General features: G+C 52.4%; 13 protein-coding genes. 5 read left to right on the top strand and 8 right to left on the bottom strand.

Translation table 11 applies throughout. From position 1 onward, the window contains the following. The first annotated feature begins 37 nt into the window (after positions 1–37). Together EPA93_RS32855 and EPA93_RS32850 are read left to right on the top strand one after the other, a co-directional pair. Complete coding sequence (locus tag EPA93_RS32855; protein ID WP_165423551.1) at positions 38–1,654, top strand: radical SAM protein; 1,617 nt, start codon at positions 38–40, stop codon at positions 1,652–1,654. Between the two features lie 67 nt (positions 1,655–1,721). Next, positions 1,722–2,618, top strand: coding sequence for a permease (locus EPA93_RS32850; RefSeq protein WP_165423550.1), 897 nt, complete (start codon positions 1,722–1,724; stop codon positions 2,616–2,618). Here EPA93_RS32850 and EPA93_RS32845 read toward each other — a convergent pair. The 3 genes from EPA93_RS32845 to EPA93_RS32835 form a co-directional block, all read right to left on the bottom strand. Beyond that, positions 2,615–3,598: a helix-turn-helix transcriptional regulator gene (locus tag EPA93_RS32845; RefSeq protein WP_129891570.1), complete on the bottom strand. Its 984-nt coding sequence runs from the start codon at positions 3,596–3,598 to the stop codon at positions 2,615–2,617. The genes EPA93_RS32850 and EPA93_RS32845 overlap by 4 nt on opposite strands. A 220-nt stretch (positions 3,599–3,818) precedes the next feature. Next, positions 3,819–4,313 carry a cupin domain-containing protein gene (locus tag EPA93_RS32840; RefSeq protein ID WP_129891569.1) on the bottom strand — a complete coding sequence of 165 codons (495 nt, stop codon included), beginning with the start codon at positions 4,311–4,313 and terminating at the stop codon, positions 3,819–3,821. Positions 4,314–4,330: 17 nt separating this feature from the next. After that, positions 4,331–5,281, bottom strand: coding sequence for an NADP-dependent oxidoreductase (locus tag EPA93_RS32835; protein WP_129891568.1), 951 nt, complete (start codon positions 5,279–5,281; stop codon positions 4,331–4,333). 292 nt (positions 5,282–5,573) lie between these two features. On the opposite strand from EPA93_RS32835, the gene EPA93_RS32830 reads away from it, so the two are divergent. Continuing rightward, positions 5,574–7,595 carry a soluble NSF attachment family protein gene (locus EPA93_RS32830; RefSeq protein ID WP_129891567.1) on the top strand — a complete coding sequence of 674 codons (2,022 nt, stop codon included), beginning with the start codon at positions 5,574–5,576 and terminating at the stop codon, positions 7,593–7,595. A 334-nt stretch (positions 7,596–7,929) separates the two neighbouring features. On the opposite strand, the gene EPA93_RS32825 is transcribed toward EPA93_RS32830, so the two are convergent. Beyond that, on the bottom strand, positions 7,930–8,763 hold the full coding sequence (locus tag EPA93_RS32825; protein WP_129891566.1) for a hypothetical protein: 834 nt from the start codon (positions 8,761–8,763) through the stop codon (positions 7,930–7,932). Beyond that, entirely contained in the window at positions 8,756–9,304 is a 549-nt protein-coding gene (locus EPA93_RS32820) for an RNA polymerase sigma factor (RefSeq protein WP_129891565.1), read from the bottom strand. The genes EPA93_RS32825 and EPA93_RS32820 overlap by 8 nt, the downstream gene beginning before the upstream one ends. A 328-nt stretch (positions 9,305–9,632) precedes the next feature. On the opposite strand from EPA93_RS32820, the gene modA reads away from it, so the two are divergent. Both modA and EPA93_RS32810 read left to right on the top strand, forming a co-directional pair. Beyond that, the gene (gene modA, locus EPA93_RS32815) at positions 9,633–10,484 is read left to right on the top strand and encodes a molybdate ABC transporter substrate-binding protein (protein ID WP_129891564.1); all 852 of its coding nucleotides are present in this window, start codon (positions 9,633–9,635) and stop codon (positions 10,482–10,484) included. 9 nt (positions 10,485–10,493) lie between these two features. After that, positions 10,494–11,393 carry an ABC transporter permease gene (locus tag EPA93_RS32810; RefSeq protein ID WP_129891563.1) on the top strand — a complete coding sequence of 300 codons (900 nt, stop codon included), beginning with the start codon at positions 10,494–10,496 and terminating at the stop codon, positions 11,391–11,393. Positions 11,394–11,455: 62 nt separating this feature from the next. Here EPA93_RS32810 and EPA93_RS32805 read toward each other — a convergent pair whose 3' ends face one another. The 3 genes from EPA93_RS32805 to rho all read right to left on the bottom strand — a co-directional run bounded on the left by EPA93_RS32805 (position 11,456) and on the right by rho (position 15,845). Next, positions 11,456–12,220 carry a class I SAM-dependent methyltransferase gene (locus tag EPA93_RS32805; protein ID WP_129891562.1) on the bottom strand — a complete coding sequence of 255 codons (765 nt, stop codon included), beginning with the start codon at positions 12,218–12,220 and terminating at the stop codon, positions 11,456–11,458. A 410-nt stretch (positions 12,221–12,630) separates the two neighbouring features. Beyond that, positions 12,631–14,124, bottom strand: a complete 1,494-nt coding sequence (locus EPA93_RS32800) for an aldehyde dehydrogenase family protein (protein WP_129891561.1) — start codon at positions 14,122–14,124, stop codon at positions 12,631–12,633. A 452-nt stretch (positions 14,125–14,576) separates the two neighbouring features. Beyond that, entirely contained in the window at positions 14,577–15,845 is a 1,269-nt protein-coding gene (gene rho / locus EPA93_RS32795) for a transcription termination factor Rho (RefSeq protein ID WP_129891560.1), read from the bottom strand. Between the last annotated feature and the right edge of the window lie 18 nt (positions 15,846–15,863).

Genomic DNA, 15,863 nt, shown 5'->3' with positions numbered 1-15,863 from the left:
CTCTCTCCAAAACATGGCCCCGAAAGGAGATTTTTTTATGCGAAACAAACGCAAAGCGCAAGAGGTTCCCGTGACCCCGGTCCCAGGTATGCCCATTCCGAGCACAGAAGATCCGGCGATGATCCGCCATGATCGCTCTTACATTTATCACAACTTCACCAATAGTCTATGCCCTCATTGCTTGAAGGTAGTGCAGGCCAAGATTATCTTGCAGGACAACAAAGTTTATATGCTCAAAACCTGCCCTGAACATGGCTCGATGCGCTCGCTTATCTCTTCAGATGCCGCTTATTACTTGAGCCAGAGCCAGTATAACAAGCCGGGTACCCTACCGCGCCATTTTCAGACACGCGTTGAGAAAGGTTGCCCTCTTGATTGTGGGCTGTGTACAGACCACGAACAGCATACGTGCCTGGCCCTTGTCGAGATTACTGAGGCTTGCAATCTGCGCTGTCCTACCTGTTTTGCGAGCTCGGATGTCGGCCGCTTCGCTCCACTGGATGAGGTAGAGCGCATGCTGGATACTGTTGTGGAGAACGAGGGCTATGCCGATGTGGTACAGTTCAGCGGCGGCGAGCCTACGCTTCATCCGCAGCTCTTTGAGATTCTAGAGATGGCCAGGAAGAAACGTATTAAGGCCATGATGATCAATACTAATGGCGTACGCATCGCGCGCGATGAAGAGTTTGTGCGCAAGTTGAGCGCCTTTAAGGGCAACTTCGAGGTCTATTTGCAATTCGATGGCTTTCGCCAGAGCACCTATGAGGAGCTGCGCGGCCTGGATCTACGCGAAGTCAAGCAGCAGGCTATTGCTAACCTGACGCGCTACGAGATTCCCATCAATCTGACGGCGACGATCAAGCAGGGGGTAAATGAGGACGAGATCGGTGAGATCGTCAAGTTTGGCATCGCTCAGAAGATGGTGCGCGGGGTAACTTTCCAGCCTGTGACCAATGTTGGTCGCCACGATGCTGTGAATGCCATGCAGCGCACGACGGTGCCCGATGTGATTCGGGCGGTTGCAGAGCAGACAAACGGCATGTTTCGCCAGACCGATTTTGTGCCTCTCCCCTGTCATAGCGATTGCATCAGTATGACCTATGCTTACATCAAGGGCAATAAGGTTAAGCCGTTGCCGCGCTACATCGATGTGAAATCCTATCTGGATGTAGTGGGCAATCAGATCAATTTTCGCGTTGAGGATGTGAAGGGCGTGGTTGGTTCGGCTTTGATGCGGCTGTGGTCGGCCTCGATGCCTCTGAGCACAATCAACGCTCTACGCGATTTTAGCTGCTGTCTGCCTGTAACGCCTCAAGCTTTGTCCCAGGAGGAGCATGGCAGCGTGCTCTATGAGAATATGTTCCGCATAGTAATCATTGCTTTTATGGATGCCTGGAACTTCGATGTTCGCTCAGCCAAAAAGTGTTGCGTGCATCATGTGCTGCCGGATGGCAAGATCATTCCGTTTTGCTCCTATAATACACTCTACCGTCCACAATATATGCATAAGACGCGTTTTCGCTCTACGCTCCCTTTGCAGCGCACATCCGAGGAGACCACGAGCAGTGAGCGCTACTATAGCCATTATGAGACCTCCGAGACGCTCCTTGCGCCTCTACAGCCTGCGCAAGATGATGGGCAGAGCGAGGGCTAGCCGGTTGATGGCTCCGACAAATATAAATTAGCTTCTGGCAGAGATGCCCATCCGAGGTACATTCTTTATGAATCTACTATCGTCAGCCTTACCCTGGAAAGGTCTGCTCTTCTTCCCGGTCCTGTTGATCTTTATCGGGGTGCTGCTCTTCAGTACGGCGACGCTCGCCTTTTATGTAAAGCAAAGCCTCTCGTTCAGCAAGCTGCGCCAGGCCTTTGAGCGCTGGCCGGGGCTAGCCGGCAACATACTTGCAGCTTTGCTAGGGGCCGCGACACCTTTTTGCACCTGTACGGCCGTGCCGCTCTTTCTGGGCATGCTAGAAGCAGAGGTAGCGCTGGGCCCAGCGGTCTCTTTCTTGCTAGCCTCGCCAACTATCAATCTTGGCGCGATTATTCTACTCTTTGTGGTTTTTGGCTGGCGAATTGCGCTGTTTTATGCTGCCTGCTGCCTGATTGCTGCGGTAAGTATTGGCTGGCTCATCGGCCATTTTCCGGGCGAGCGCGCCTTACGCGACTATCTCTGGTTTGCGGAGGCCGAGCCGGTTCCAGCTTCAGGACGCGTGGCCCTCAAGAAAGCCGCTGCGCTGGGCCAACGACTGACGCGCAAGTTCTTACCCTGGCTAGTCCTGGCAACTATATCCGGCATTCTTATAGATATACTGATCCCTACCACGACTGTAGCCCAGCTTGGGCAGTGGGGCGTTCTTGCAGGCATACCACTAGCAGCTCTGCTGGGAGGTGTAATCTACGCCGATATCCTCTTTCTTATTCCCATCGGCTATGCGCTCATTCAACACGGTGCAGCAGTTCCTATCGTGCTGACATTTATGCTGGCGGATTCGGGCCTCAGTCTGCCCGAGATAGTGGTCCTGAGCAGAATTTTGCAGCTACGGATTGTGCTCCTCTTCGTAGCTGCTTCCCTGCTTGTCTACATTTTGCTTGGCTTTGGTTTGCTCTGGCTTTAAGCCTGGCCGACCAGTACGGGACTGCGCGTGTACAGAGCAAGGACGCTCTCGGCCAATGCTATGACCTTCTCGCGTAAGTCCTGTGGCTCAATAATTTCTACGCGCGGACCAAAGCTGATGAGATAGCCGAGCGCTGATTGCTCCATCTCAAACAGCAGATGCACGATGATCCTCCCATCATCTCCAGGCCGCTCGATGCGCTGAATACGCGCATACCTACCTGCCTGGTAGATCATATCTAGCAATTCTGCTTCCATGCGCACGGTAACGGGGTAGCGAGGCAGCTGAGAGACAAAATCAGTGGATGAGCGGTTCCAATATGTTACCAGGTCAAAATCTGCTGGACGTATGCAGGGCTCCTCCATGATATTGACGGCTAGAAAGCGCGAGACCCGATAGGTGCGCTGATCTTCCTCGACGCTGGCAACCAGATACCATGTGCTGCCTTTGGCAACCAACCCCAGCGGACTAACCACACGTTCCACCTCTACATTATCGTTGCGCCGATACGTTATCTGTAATTTGCGTTCTTTGCAGATAGCCTCGTAGAGAGTTGGCAGAAAGGCCACATTCTCCTCAACATGATGCCAGCCGGTCACATCCACATAAATGCGCTGGTGAGCATTTTCAGCATCGCGGCGAGAGAGTGAAGGCAAGACAGCCAGAAGCTTGATAAGGGCCGCTTCAGAGGCCTGGCGCAGGCCGAGATCCGTCAACAGATGCGAGGGCCTGGTCAGGAAAAGGGCCTGAATTTCCTCTTGATTCAAGCCAGTCAGATTGGTCTGATAGGCTTCCAATAGTAGCCAGCCACCACCCGTTCCGCGCTCGGCAGTTACCGGAATGCCAGCCGAGCTCAAGGCTTCCATATCGCGATAGATAGTTCGCTCCGAGACTTCCAGCCGCCTGGCAAGTTCTCTTGCCGTTATGCGGCGATGAACCTGCAGCAGCAGCAAAATGGAGAGCAAGCGATCAGCGCGCATATATCCTCCTTTGATCCTCGCTAAATCTGATTCAGGCCATCCATAGCTTCTACTACGCTTCTATATCTCCTGGTTTTCTGCCTGGTACATGATCTGCCAGACTTCTTAATTGTAGCACAGAAATATGACAAGCTTTGTCATATTGAAAACCCATATATGGTACTGGAAAAAGGGGAGGCAAGTACTAAAAGGGAAGCGAGATACTTCCCCGCACCACTGACTAGAGATGAATGCCTATCGCGGCGTTTTCGGCGGGTGTCGCTATCCAGAAGCCATACCGGGCCCCGATAACTGCCGGGCGCGCAAAGTCCTCGGGCGTTGCTGGCTTAGCTGCGTTCGCTAGCGGTCTACCGGTTTCTAGCAAGAACTGTCCCAACTTTTTGGTGGCCGTGATGAACTGGATCACAGGCAGATTTCCGACGTTGCGGAAGGCATGCGGCACGTTAATCGGCACATGGATATAATCGCCAGTTTTTGCCGTTATCCATTCGCTCTGTCCTTGCGGGCCTTGCTTGAGAACTTGTACTTCACCCGAGAGGATGAGAAAATCCTCTGTCTCCGGATGGCTGTGTAAAGGAACGAACTCGCCTGGTGGAATTATGCCTTTCATAACACAGAAGTCGCTCTGGCTATCTTCTGGCGCAATCAGGAACTCGATTTTTGGCCCGAAGAGATCGACGCCGAGATCTGTAGTAGGATTTTTTGCAATGCTCATGATCCTTCTCTCTTTCTTTACTCTGCAACCAGCAAAACAATTCTGCCGCGTCCATGTCCGTTCTGACAAAGCACATGGGCCTGTTGCACATCATCGAGGGCAAATGTTTTCCCCACAACTACTTTGAGCTTCCCCTCATCAACCAGGCGCGTCAACGTCTCTAAGAGCACAGCCAGAGGAGTTGCGGATTCGCCCCGACTGAACATGGCCCGCACCCTGCGCTCGGCAGCCTTCTCCAGCGGCGGAGGGCCGGCAAGCGAGATCAGCGTCCCGCCCGCTCTGAGCGCATCCAGGGAGCTAAGCAAAGTCTCTCCCCCAACCGCATCAAGAACTATATCAACATCTTTGACTGCCTGCGCGATAGGAGTTGTCGTATAATCCACAACCTGATCGGCGCCTAGGGAACGCACAAAGTCAAGATTGGCAGCAGAAGTTGTTGCGATCACTTGCGCTCCTTTCCATTTAGCCAGTTGGACGGCAAGCAGGCCCACCCCACCAGCGGCACCCTGGATCAAGATGCGCTGGCCCGCAGCCAACTGGCCATGCTCAAAGAGGGCTCGCCAGGCCACCATCGCGCCACCTTTGATGGTGGCGGCCTCAGCAAAGCTCACTTTCTGCGGTTTTCTGGCCAGTGCGGCGGCCGAAACCGTGATATATTCGGCATAGGTTCCCTTCTCGGCTCCACCGAAGACGGCTTGCCCGAGCAGATCTGATGGAACCCCAGGACCAACTGCCTCGACGACTCCCGATACCTCTATGCCGGGAATATAGGGTAGCGTCCTTGGCATATATTCTTTCATTAAGCCCTGACGGATTTTCCAGTCCAGCGGGTTAACGCCTGCCGCGTGGACGCGCAGTAAGACCTCACCTTCGCGAGGCTCGGGTCGCTCTATTCGTTCGAGTTTGAGTTGCTCTGGTCCACCATACTGATGTACGCGGACCGCGCGCATAAGCTGCTCTGTATGCATATTCATTCTCCCAGTGCTTTTTGCCTGACCAGCAAGAAGCTGGCCATTACTATCAGCAGTTTTTATATCCCGACAAAATATATCTGCAAAAAATATACCTTCGCAAAATATACTTGTCAAGTACATACATAAATTGCCTGGCAAGATCTATTGAGAAGGCAAAACACCGATACACCAGTTGACAAGCGGAGAAGCAATTCGTAAAATCGAGAATGAATTGTACATAGACGCATATTTGCTTGATATCATTCCTCATGTAGCTGGCAAGTTGCGAACTTAGGAACGAATTTCGATGAATAATCAAGAAAGGCGCGAGACAGCCGATGCTCAATATCAGCTTGGCGTAAGCTATAGCACCTCGACAGAGGGAAATAAAGAGCATAACCTGGAAAGAGCAATTGATTGCTTTCGTGCCGCCCTGGCAATCTACACCCCCAATTCATTTCCTATTGAATGGGCCAGAACCCAGCATGATCTGGGTGTCGCCTATAGTAGCCTGGAGCGTGGAGATCGCCAGGCCAATAGCAGACGCGCTATCCTCTCTTTGCGAGCAGCCCTGGAAATCTATACCCGCGAAGAGTTTCCTATCGAATGGGCCGAAACTCAGCATGATCTGGGCTCAACCTATACAGTAATGCCCGGCACCGATCGACTTACGCAGCTCTTAAAAGCTCTGGCTTGCTTTCAAGCGGCCCTGGAAATTTATACTCATTCCGCGTATCCCATTAAATGGGCCGATATTCAGACCAGACTTGGCGATCTCTACTGTATGCTGCCCAGCGACGATCGCCATGCCACGCTCGAAAAAGCCATTGTGCATTATAAAGCCGCTCTGCGCGTTTATACGCCCGAGGAAACACCGCATAGCTGGGCCTCGCTGCAGCACAATCTTGGCAATGTCTATACTTTCTTACCGGGCGGCGATCGCCAGGCCTATTTACGCCAGGCGATTACCCATTACGAGGCCGCCCTGCGCGTGAATACCTACGAGGCGCACCCCGATTACTGGGCCGATACGATGTATTGCCTGGGCAATGCGCATCGCCATCTCTCTAATGGAGGAAATGAGGAGCATTTGCAATCAGCTCTTGAATGCTATCAGTCAGCGTTGAGAGTGTACAGGCGCGAGCAGACGCCAAACGACTGGGCGACGGTACAGAATAACATCGGGATCATCTACAACTTGCTGTCAGGTGGCGATGAGCAGGCAAGGCTAGAGAATGCGATTGCCTGTTTTCAGGCGGCCTTGCAAGTCTATACCTACGAAACGTCTCCTACTGAATGGGCCAAGACGCAGAATATGCTGGCCCTTACTTATCTGAATCTGCCGCGCGGCAATGCACAGGAGAATCTACGTCACGCCATTGAGGGCTTTGAGGCTACCTTGCGCGTCTATACCCGCGAGGCGTTCCCGCTGGGCTGGGCTACAGTTCTGGCCAATCTGGGCAATGCCTATGCTCACCTGGAGCAGGATCAGCAGGCTAATTTACCAAAGGCCATTACTTGCTACGAAGCTGCGCTAAAGGTGTATAACCGCAAAGCCTTTCCGTTCGAGTGGGCGCGCACACAAAACAGTCTTGGCGACGCTTATTTCGCCCTGTTAGAGGGGAATCGCCAGGCTCACATCAATAATGCTATTGCCTGCTATCGGGCGGCCCTATTGGTCTATAGCAGGGAGCGCCTGCCCACAGAGTGGGCGCGCACTCAGCATAACCTTGGCAATGCTTACAGAAACGCTGCCAGCGTCAATACGCAAGAATGCCTGGAACGCGCTATCTCTTGCTACGAAGAGGCTTTGCATGTGTATACCCGCGATGGGCATCCAGGACCATGGGCCAGCATACAGAGGAATCTAGGAGCGACGTATGCTAGCCTGGAAGGGAGCCACGAACAGGCCAACCTGCAAAAGGCTCTTACCAGTTATCAGGCTGCTCTTCAGGTATACACTAAAGGAGTAGCGCCGAGCACCTGGGCTTCGCTGCAGCTGGATCTTGGCAATCTCTATCGCGATCTAGCTGTGGAGAGGCCAGAATATCAAGCAAGAGCGCTGGCCAGCTATCAGGCTGCTCTGGAAGTTTATACCCCGCTTGACTTTCCGCTTGAGTGGGCGACCATCCAGAACAATTGCGGCAACGTTTATTGCGATCTCGGCTCAGGCGATAAGCATATCAATCTGAAGCAAGCCATAGCCAGCTATCATGCCGCGCTCGATATGTTTATTGCCCTACACAAAGACGAGTTTGCGCAACAGATTGAGCAAAACCTGAAAAAGGCTCAAGCTCACCTGACAGATCTGGAAAGCAAGCAACTATAAAAGTTGGGCAGCTACTTGATGCCTATCTTAACCACTACACATTTCAACAGAGGAAGCAATAAGCTTCCTCTTTTCTTGAATAAAAGCCTGCCTGGGTCAGCTATAAGAGTTGCACTTTCTTCATTCTAGACAACATATGAATAGTCGAAAGATTGAGCAAGCCCTCTGCATTTAATGAGGAACCAAAGCTGTGGAATGCATCAAGCGCTACTGGAAGCGTTGCACATCCAGCTCTAGGAAGTACGCGAACTAGCAGTTTCTGGCAAGTCTGCGTTTCAATCGTGCCCTATCAAGCAATGCGCTGGTCGGCGCACATGGCGGAACCAGCATGCCATCATGATGACCAGGTAATGGTGATGCCGCTTGAACTTTCCAATATGCGTCCTCCAATATCCCCAAGAAATGCTCTAAACGTGTGTTTTCCTTTCGTATAATCTGTGTTCTCCTCAGAAGAGGGGGCAATCAGATAGGTACAGGTGCTTGTATGAGGATACGTACAATACTGAAGTTCACTAAATCCAAAAGGATCTGTGGCATAAATCCCCATTGTATACGTCTGAAAAGGGAGAAGGGAATGATTAGGGATCACGGTGAGCGTGACTTTCGTTCCAGAAGGAATGGTGATTTCACTGCGGGTTGTCGATGGGATTCCTGGAGCGCTTAAACGTAACACGACGGAAGTTGGTGGTGCTGATAGCGGGAGTGCTGTTGTTGCAGCTGTGGTCGTTGCATGCGATGCCTGAGTTGCGAAAGATGGTGCTCCTTTGCCCCCTTGGGAGGACTGGGAGGTCTGCCTCAAATGGAGAAGGAGGGCCATGCTCCCGACGAGTGCCACGACAATCAGGACTGCGACCACAGTTTCCAGAACATGCCTTGTTTTTTTTGTAATGGGGAGCTGCCTCCTTTTTGTCTTCATTGGCTGAGCCTCTTTCACGAATTGCGGGGGAGCCTGATCCTTTGAGTGCTCATACCCCCAACTGTTCGGCATGATCTGCCTGTTCAAACGTTCCCATACCCGTTCGGCCATCTCGTGCTCCTTACCATATACGTGATGGAGGTCAGAGACGAGGCGAGCTTGAGGCAGAGGGGAACTCTTCCCCAGGTGAGCCAGGGCCTCGATCTGCTCGTCTATTTGCTCATGCAGGAAAGGGTCATCTGGCTTACGCATCGCTATCCTCCTCTGTGCTATAGTTTCTCCGTAACAGATTCAGTGTCCGTGAAAGTGTCATGCGTATAGTACTCTCACTTTTGTTCAGTTTCCTGGCGATTTCTCTAGAGCGTAGACCGTGCCCGAAGCGCAGACCTAAAATCTGCTGCTGCTGCTCAGGCAGCCTTGTCAGATGGGCATGAAGCAGAGCGCGTTCTTCAGCATGCAACGCCATCTGCTCAGGAAGCAGATCCTCATCATCATAGAGCGCTTCGGTGATGGTTTCCAGTGAAAGAGACGGACGGCGCTGTGAAGCGCGGTAAATATCCACGCACTTGTTGTGCGCAACCTTGCGCAGCCATGCGAGCTGCTTCCCTTCGCTCCACCCGGTCAGTGCATTGTGTTCAAAGGCTGCCATGAACACTTCCAGTAATATATCCTCGGCATCCTCTGGCGTTGGAGCACAGCGTCGGATGGATCCCAGGAGGGTATACACATGGCGTTGGTAGAGCTCGGCGAGAGCAGTGTCATCACGGATAGAGCCACTTCTCGGTAGTTGCATCTTGCTCCCCTTTATTCCAGTTTTGAGGCCTCATTCTGTTATCGTCACCTAACTGAAAAACGTCACATGACACCGACGCGAACGCTTCAAGAAGAGAAGCTTATCCTTCACCAAGTCTGAGGCAGACCCGCTTCGCGGGTCAAACACCACTGACAAAGTTAACCAACATCTCGCTCCCTGGTGAGCGCACTCACCCGAGCCGTCAGGGGATGCGCCGGCAGAGAAAAGTATGCTATACTCAATCTATGAATATTCATCTTGCAATAGAACGCTATGTTGCAAGCTATACTCCTGATATCCTCTCGTTCACTATGTAAGGAGGTTTGTTTTGAGATATCCCCTACGCATATCTCTTATATTTGTACTCTTCTGTCTATTTCTTGCCGCCTGTGGAGGAGCAACAAGCAGTGGCACGGGCAGTGCTACAACACCTTCAGCTTCAACGCCAGCTGGAACAGTAACCTTAAACGTTTTTGCCGCAGCCTCGCTCACCGAGTCTTTTGGCGAGATCGCCCAGCAATACAAGACAGCCCACCCTAACGTTGAGATCAAGTATAATTTTAATGGCTCCCAGATTCTTGAGCAGCAAATTGCCAATGGAGCCAACGCCGATGTATTTGCCTCAGCAGACACTACCAATATGCAGAAAGCCAGCACAGCAGGCGTGGTTGATACTCCACAGGTCTTTGTAAGGAACAAACTTGTGGTAATCGTACCTGCAAACAATCCTGGCAACATCACCGGCCTGAAGGACCTGGCCCACAAAGGCCTAAAGATCGATATGGAGGCTCCAGCTGTGCCTGCCGGCAAGTATAGCCTGCAAGTTCTTGATAAGCTGGGAAAATCTGCTGATTATGGTCCCGATTATGAGAAAGCCGTCAAGGGAAATTTTGTCTCACAGGAGGAAAACGTCAAGGCAGTTGTACAGAAGGTACAGCTAGGCGAAGCTGACGCAGGCTTTGTCTATCGCACCGATGTTACATCGGCAGTTGCAAATAAGGTCAAGATTATTGATATTCCCGATACCTTCAATGTGATTGCTGAATATCCGCTTGCCGTAACCAAACATACCCAGCACGCCGAGGCTGCGCAGGCCTTTGTACAATATCTGCTCTCTCCACAGGGACAAACAATTCTTACGAAGTATGGTTTTATCGCCCCTAAAGGAGCCAGTAGTTAAGGGTAATCTATGGAGAAAGCTGCAAAAGGAGCGTCAGGGACCGGAGCTCCCGCCGCCAGAAAACTATCACTTTTCGGACTGCCTGGCCAGAAATTTGCCAGAGGCGCATTCTGGTCCCACTGGCCTGCCAGAATACTCGTGGGTAGCCTGGCCACGCTCTTTTTTCTCTTTCTTGGTGTGCCTCTGGCTTCCCTCTTATTCCGCGAGCCACCCGGCGTTATCTGGGCAGAGCTGCAACAGCCTGATATCTTTCAGGCCTTGCAGCTGAGCTTGCTCACCACAACACTCAGCACACTGATGGCTTTTGTCTTTGGCCTGCCCGTAGCTTACGTGCTGGCGCGCAAAAGCTTTCCCGGCCGCAAAGTCCTGGAAATCATCGTCACCTTGCCCACCGTCTTGCCTCCGGTCGTAGCTGGCGTCGCGCTTCTGTTGACCTTTGGGCGCATGGGCTTGATCGGACAGTACCTGGCCCTGCTGGGTCTCAATATTCCCTTCACAACTGTGGCCGTCGTGATGGCCCAAACCTTTATCGCCGCCCCCTTCTTCGTGAATAGTGCCAGAGCCGGCTTTGAGCAGCTCGACAGACGCTACGAGTTGGCAGCCTACACCTTGCGCGCCTCGCCGTTCTACACGTTTCGACGCGTGATCCTGCCGCTTATCCGCCCTGCATTGCTCGCCGGAACAGGTCTGGCCTGGGCCCGCTCCCTTGGCGAGTTTGGCGCCACAATTACCTTTGCCGGCAATTTCCCCGGCACGACGCAAACCATGCCTATCGCCGTCTATATGGCCTCACAGGACGATCTTGATAAAGCGATAGCGCTTGCCGTCGTGCTACTAGCCGTTTCATTTGGTATGCTGCTGGCCCTAAAATACGATTTTAGCCGCGAGAAGCCACGCCCCACGCTCTAAAAATGGGATAAAAGAGGGCAGGGGCGAGCTTTCTCGTCCTATGGTTGTGGCAAGAGAGGGCGCTAGACTTTGCTACCTGTGACGATACGTGCGGGTGGAAAGATCAAGTAGTTCAAGTTTGAAATATGAATATCCTGTATACCTGCCACTTGTAGATCCAGGGCATATTCATGAATGTGGCGGATATCCATTAAGGCCACTTTACCGCCCGGCTTCAGCACACGGACAATCTCGTTGATGGCATTGCGACGACCTTCGCGATTGTAGATGTTGTGAATGGAAAGGCTGGCTGTAACTACATCAACGCTATTATCGGCAAAAGGTACTTTGCGCATATCGCCATCATAGATTTCTACACGATCAGCCACGCCTTCGGCGACTGCATTCGCAAAGGCTATATCTTTGCGATTCCCGTTCAGGTTCCGTTGCATCCAGAGGTCAAGGCCAAGGGCTCTACCCCGCGGCAGCCGTTTAGCAGCTCCCATGAGAAGCAAGCCGCGACCCGTGCCGAGATCCAGAACCGTTTCGTCCCCTTGTAGATGCAGGTCATCAAGCAAATGATCGCGTGCCTGCAACTTTCCGAAGCGACTGCTCCAGATCATCAATAGGCCGGTCACAAGCAACGTAAGGCCGCTAATGGCAATATACCAGCTTGCCGCCGTGGCAGCGATCTGCACTAGCATACTGCCATTGATAGTCCTCACATGAGTAATCGCTACAAGCCCGATGATGAGTGCCCCAACGCCGGCGAGCAAAAGATTGCGCACTAGCCCGGGAGCATCAAGGCCATAGTTCGCGCGGCTAGTCTGTATTGTCGATGCTGACATGCTCATCCCCTTGTTCTGCTACTACCTATTTGCCATTCGTCAATCTCTTCCGAAGATTTGTAAGCCTTATCGATATTAAGAATTTCTTTTTAAGTGCAATTTATTGTCATCACAAAAGCAATTTTAACATTTTATTGCAATTTGTGTCAACCATATAACAAAAAAAGGCACTCGTAGAGAATATTTTATTGATAGGGAGAAACTCTGCCAGCAGAGGCAAGGGTAGCAGAGCAGGAAACCAGGGCGAGAAGAGCCAGGCAGGCAGGCAAAAATAGAGCAAAGCGCGCAGGACAGAGCGGACCCGACTCAGCAAGAAAGGGTCGAGCGACACAGCGGCCGCCCAACCCTTCAATATGTATGCTCTTAACCGAGCAAAGCGTAAGCCAGGCTTGGTTTGCAGGATACAGGGCCTAGTTGGTATCGATCTGGGCCTTCTGCAGCTTACCACTGTAATCGGTATAGACTACCTTCCACTCGGTAAAGACATCGAGTCCAGCTAGGCCTGCCTCGCGATGGCCGTTGCCAGTACCGCGTACGCCGCCGAAGGGTAACTGAATTTCAGCGCCCGTCGTCCCCGAATTGACATAGATAATACCAGTTGTTAGATCGCGCATAGCCTGCTGCACACGATTGATATTCTGGCTATAGATCGCGCTGGAGAGACCATACTTTGTATTATTATTGACCTCAATAGCCTCTTCCAGCGAATCGACAGCAATCACCGAAAGGGTGGGACCAAAGATCTCCTCCTGAGCAATACGCATATCAGCACGTACATCTTTAAAGAGTGTAGGCTGATAGAAATGGCCCCTGGCAAGCCCGCCCTGGCTGGCAATCGCGCCACCGGTAACCAGCGTCGCGCCCTCAGACTTGCCGATCTCAGTGTAAGAATGGATCTTATCAAGCTGCTTTTTATTGATCACCGGTCCCACATCGACCTGCTCATCAAGGCCATCGCCAAGGCGCAGCTGCTCAATCCGGGGGACCAGCTTCTCAAGCAACTGATCCTGCACAGCGCGATGCACAATCACGCGGCTGCAGGCAGTACAGCGCTGGCCAGTCGTCCCATAAGCGCTCCAAAGAATACCTTCGACGGCAAGGTCAAGATCAGCATCATCCATCACGATGACAGCATTTTTGCCGCCCATTTCCAAAGAGACGCGCTTAAGCGATTTAGCGGCCTCCACAGCTACATGGCGGCCAGTCTCAGTCGAGCCGGTAAAGGAGATAATAGCAATATCGGGATGGTGGATCAGGGCCTCGCCGGTAGGATTACCGGGGCCAAATACGATGTTGACCACACCTTCGGGCAGGCCCGCCTCGTAAAGCAGTTCGACAAGGCGCAGCGCGCTTCTTGGCGTATCTTCAGCCGGCTTGAGCACAATCGTATTGCCAGCCACGAGAGCGGGGAACATTTTCCAGGTTGGAATGGCGATAGGGAAATTCCAGGGGGTGATGCAGCCTACTACACCCACGGGATCACGCATAGCCACGCCCGATTTGTTTGGCAGCTCAACGGGCACACTATAGCCAAAGAGGCGGCGGCCCTCGCCACCCATATAGTAGGCCATATCGATGCCTTCCTGCACATCTCCGCGCGTCTCTTTGAGCACTTTGCCCATTTCCTGCGTCATAATCTGGGCAAGTTCCTCTTTATGGCGTACAAGCAGCTCGCCTACGCGGAAGAGGATTTCGCCACGCTTAGGAGCCGGAACCAGTCGCCACTTCTCGAAGGCCTTGCGCGCCGCAGCAACAGCAGCATCGACATCAGCTTGATCGGAAAGGGGAAAATGTCCCAACAACTCGCCTGTTGCGGGATTATAATTCGGAAAGGTTTGCCCGCTTGCCGCCGGCTGCCATTTACCGCCAATATAGTTTTGAAAGACGTTTTCTGCGATGGTCATGAAAAACTCCTCTTCTCTTATCCTGGTATTCTCTCACTGTGGGCCATTTATGGAATGTATAGATATATCGGTCGACGGAAATTCACCGCTGGCTTTGCGCTCATCCATGTGCCTCCTACCTCAGCGTATGGAGCGCGGCGCGACAACGAGCCGGGTGATCTACATGGCCTCACCGCCTGAAAAATTGGCTTGCTCCGTCTCTTGTGAGCACGTTTCTATCATACTCTATACTAGGCGTATTGTGCCAGCCTTGACCCGCTCACCGGTCTGTGGATTTGTCAGGGCTATCACTGGCATAGCAGGCGAGAAAAGGGAAGAAGCCAGCAAAACAGAGAGAAAAAGCTTGGTTCGGATGCCTGCAGGGAACCGGATTGTATACCTGGCCGCTTGGGTAGCGAAGGTTCGATCTAGTAGCCCTACAGGCGACCTCTATTACTTGGATTGGTTACATGTCACAGAATGTTTTTATTGAGGGTGGCAAGAAACTCCATATTATTGCTAGTCTTAGACATACTCTGCAATAGAGCCTCCATCGCCTCCAAACCACTCCGTCCGGGCTGGTCGGCCAGCGTCGAGAACATACGGCGCATGACAACGACTGCACGTAGCGTTTTATCGTCAAGGAGTAGTTCTTCGCGGCGGGTACTGGAGAGGGAAATGTCGATGGCGGGGAAGACACGGCGCTCGGCAAGTTTGCGGTTCAGGACGAGTTCCATATTGCCGGTGCCTTTGAACTCTTCGTAGATCACATCATCCATACGGCTACCGGTATCGACAAGGGCAGTGGCAATGATTGTCAGGCTGCCTCCTTCCTCAATCTTACGCGCGGCACCAAAGAAGCGTTTAGGCGGAAAGAGGGCACTGGGATCAAGACCACCTGAGAGCGTACGCCCACTGGGCTGGACTGCCAGGTTATAAGCTCGGCTCAGGCGAGTAATACTATCAAGGAGCACTACAACATCGCGTCCACCTTCGACAAGGCGCTTGGCACGCTCCAGGACCATCTCGGCCACGCGCGTATGGGCCTCGGTCGGCTCATCAAAGGTTGAACTGATGACTTCAGCCTTCACAGAACGCTTCATATCAGTGACTTCTTCGGGTCGCTCACCAATGAGAGCAATCATCAGATGCGTATCATCATAGTTCTCAGTGATCGAATTGGCAATGGACTTGAGGAGCATTGTTTTGCCAGCTTTAGGGGGAGAAACGATGAGACCGCGCTGCCCGCGTCCGATAGGAGCCACCAGATTAATGATGCGCCCGGAGATATTCGAGGGACTGGTCTCCAGGTTAAACATCTCACGAGGGAAAATCGGTGTCAGGACATCAAAGTGGGGGCGACGCTTGGCAATCTCCGGATCTACTCCATTGATCGCTTCGACACGCAGCAGACCGTAGTATTTCTCATTATCCTTTGGCGGGCGAACCTGCCCAGAAACCATATCTCCGGTGCGCAGACCAAAGCGGCGGATCTGTGACTGGGAGACATAGACGTCCATGTTACCCGGCAAGAAGCGCTCCTGACGCAAAAAGCCAAATCCGTCCTCCACTATCTCCAACACACCAGCACTAAAGATATTTCCTTGCTGTTCGGTATTGGCCTGAAGGAGGCGGAAAACGAGGTCTTGCTTTTTGAGGGCACTGTAGCCGGAGAGTTCGAGATCGCGAGCCAGGTCGCGTAACTCGCTGATGGTTTTAGTTTCTAACTCAGCTATATTCACGTTGTGTAGGGCGAAGAA

Source organism: Ktedonosporobacter rubrisoli, assembly GCF_004208415.1.
GTDB classification, from domain to species: Bacteria; Chloroflexota; Ktedonobacteria; order Ktedonobacterales; family Ktedonobacteraceae; genus Ktedonosporobacter; species Ktedonosporobacter rubrisoli.
This window is presented reverse-complemented; position numbering and strand designations above follow the sequence as displayed.

Excerpts from the sequence above, each read along its gene's own strand:
- EPA93_RS32835 (WP_129891568.1), bottom strand. The coding sequence starts at position 5,281 with ATGCATACAGAGCAGCTTATGCGCGCGGTCCGCGTACATCAGTATGGT.
- EPA93_RS32855 (WP_165423551.1), top strand. The coding sequence starts at position 38 with ATGCGAAACAAACGCAAAGCGCAAGAGGTTCCCGTGACCCCGGTCCCA.
- EPA93_RS32840 (WP_129891569.1), bottom strand. The coding sequence starts at position 4,313 with ATGAGCATTGCAAAAAATCCTACTACAGATCTCGGCGTCGATCTCTTC.
- EPA93_RS32820 (WP_129891565.1), bottom strand. The coding sequence starts at position 9,304 with ATGCAACTACCGAGAAGTGGCTCTATCCGTGATGACACTGCTCTCGCC.
- EPA93_RS32830 (WP_129891567.1), top strand. The coding sequence starts at position 5,574 with ATGAATAATCAAGAAAGGCGCGAGACAGCCGATGCTCAATATCAGCTT.
- EPA93_RS32800 (WP_129891561.1), bottom strand. The coding sequence starts at position 14,124 with ATGACCATCGCAGAAAACGTCTTTCAAAACTATATTGGCGGTAAATGG.
- EPA93_RS32845 (WP_129891570.1), bottom strand. The coding sequence starts at position 3,598 with ATGCGCGCTGATCGCTTGCTCTCCATTTTGCTGCTGCTGCAGGTTCAT.
- EPA93_RS32810 (WP_129891563.1), top strand. The coding sequence starts at position 10,494 with ATGGAGAAAGCTGCAAAAGGAGCGTCAGGGACCGGAGCTCCCGCCGCC.
- EPA93_RS32850 (WP_165423550.1), top strand. The coding sequence starts at position 1,722 with ATGAATCTACTATCGTCAGCCTTACCCTGGAAAGGTCTGCTCTTCTTC.
- EPA93_RS32805 (WP_129891562.1), bottom strand. The coding sequence starts at position 12,220 with ATGTCAGCATCGACAATACAGACTAGCCGCGCGAACTATGGCCTTGAT.
- EPA93_RS32825 (WP_129891566.1), bottom strand. The coding sequence starts at position 8,763 with ATGCGTAAGCCAGATGACCCTTTCCTGCATGAGCAAATAGACGAGCAG.